This is a genomic window from Bacteroides timonensis, assembly GCF_000513195.1.
Lineage (GTDB): Bacteria > Bacteroidota > Bacteroidia > Bacteroidales > Bacteroidaceae > Bacteroides > Bacteroides timonensis.
Window position 1 is genome coordinate 1 of sequence record NZ_CBVI010000114.1, and the last position, 1,710, is coordinate 1,710.

Consider the following 1,710-nt stretch of genomic DNA (forward strand, 5'->3'; position numbering starts at 1 on the left):
GTCATCAGCACTGCCCGGTTCCGTCTTGCTTTGGTCGGGCTGCACCGCCCACGACCACGATGTACTTGTGGGCGGCGTAGCACTGTATCCCGTACCGAGATACCATGCCGAGACATTGATATCCGTGCTTTGCCAGTAGAACGGAGAAGTGCTGCTCAGCGTGGCTGTGGCAGAATTATTACTGATGTTTGTCGCGGTGTATTCCTTTACTTCACTGTCCACCTGCACGGCAATCTTGTCACCGACAGTCCACTGCCCTTCCGCAGTAACGGCACGGGTGGCAGTTACGCCCTCCACCGTTGTGGCGAAGGTCATGGGATATTTGCCTTCGGGCAGCGGTTCGCCTTGTCCGTCGTCGAAGTCGTTCTGCGAGCAACCTGCCAACAGTAGCAACGCTGTAGTCAGCGTGAATGCGGTCTGTAAGATTCCTTTTCGTTTCATATCGTTCATTGTTTTTTTGGTTTCATTTTTCTTTTGTGCCACCGCCCCCTGCGAGAGGGGCAGTTGCTACCTTAAATAGGTTGCTCACTCCGGGCTTACGCTTTCGGTGTCCGGCGGTGGCTGTTACCATTGCTTTTTAAAGCACTACCCGTTGGATGCCGGTAATCTGAGGCTTGGCTCCGGGTGCTGCATAGATTTTCACGATGGCCGGGAATGAATGATTCCCCTCAGTAGCAGGCTTGCCATAGCAGAAGAAACGGTAATTGGTGCCGTTGACAATCTGCTTTGAAACCTTTTCGGGTGCATAGGTCACGCCTACGAATCCTGTCAGCGCTTCCTCAAAAACCTCTTGGTCTTCAGCTTCCAATCCCTCGAAAGGAGACCAGCCGCCATGACACGCCGCGTCATTGTCGCCAGCCGGTTCCACATGGAAAGGCAGTACTTCTTCATAAACCACATCGTCCAAATCAAAACTGCGGAAACGTGCCAACTGAATTTCTGCCGTTCCGGGGCGCAGGAACTGGAAGATGAAGCGTTGGACTTCGGGAGCGCCGCACTTTTCGGAATCCACCGAGGTTACTTCGCTGGCAAGCAAAGCCACTTCACCTGTCAGACGGACGGGTGCATAACGATAACCGGTACCGCCCATGACGATACGTTCTGTTGTGTAAATTTCTCCTACTTTCATAATCTGTTTTTTTAAGATATTAAATTAATAAGATTCTAATGACCGGGCTTGCGCCGTCCGGCTTTGTTTAAGAGGAGGTTTCCGGAAGGTTCGGCTTCTGGAAACCGTAACGGTTCAAAATATGTGCTTCATCATCCATTGCCGTTTCCGCTGTGCAGGACGGCAGCAGAGGATTTTGCTTGGTGCTTTATCCCAGCGGATTTTCTTCCAGGTCGCCATCGCCGCCGCCATCGGGCGTTGTGTCCTTGGTGTCGGGCGAGAGCTCAATCCACTCCAGCGTGTCGCTGTCCACGAGGGCGCGGGTGTAGGTGCCGTTGGAGAGCTTGCTGCGTTCGGGGATGAACTCGATGCGCACGGCTTGCACCTGTTGGTCGAAGTTGAAGTCCTTGAGTTCTTTCACGCCCCGGGTGTCGAGCACGTAGCGGAAATAGCCCAGTCCCTTGATGTGGACGCTCTTGCCTTGCGCCATACGGGTGTGCATCACCGGGGCGATGTCGCCCAATACGGCTTGAACGTCGGAGTTGCTTACGGTGGAGATTTTCGCCAGGTCTCGGGCGATTACCTCTGTTTCCACGGGCTTG

At 53.9% G+C, this 1,710-nt stretch carries 2 protein-coding genes and 1 pseudogene; all 3 read right to left on the bottom strand.

What is annotated here, in order from left to right:
- Window positions 1-441, bottom strand: a pseudogene (locus BN161_RS20955) (fimbrillin family protein); the annotation flags it as partial.
- Window positions 442-577: 136 nt separating this feature from the next.
- Entirely contained in the window at window positions 578-1,129 is a 552-nt protein-coding gene (locus tag BN161_RS30180) for a protease inhibitor I42 family protein (RefSeq protein ID WP_209441919.1), read from the bottom strand.
- Window positions 1,130-1,316: 187 nt separating this feature from the next.
- On the bottom strand, window positions 1,317-1,710 hold a 394-nt coding region (locus tag BN161_RS20965), incomplete at its 5' end, for an HU family DNA-binding protein (RefSeq protein WP_044269963.1).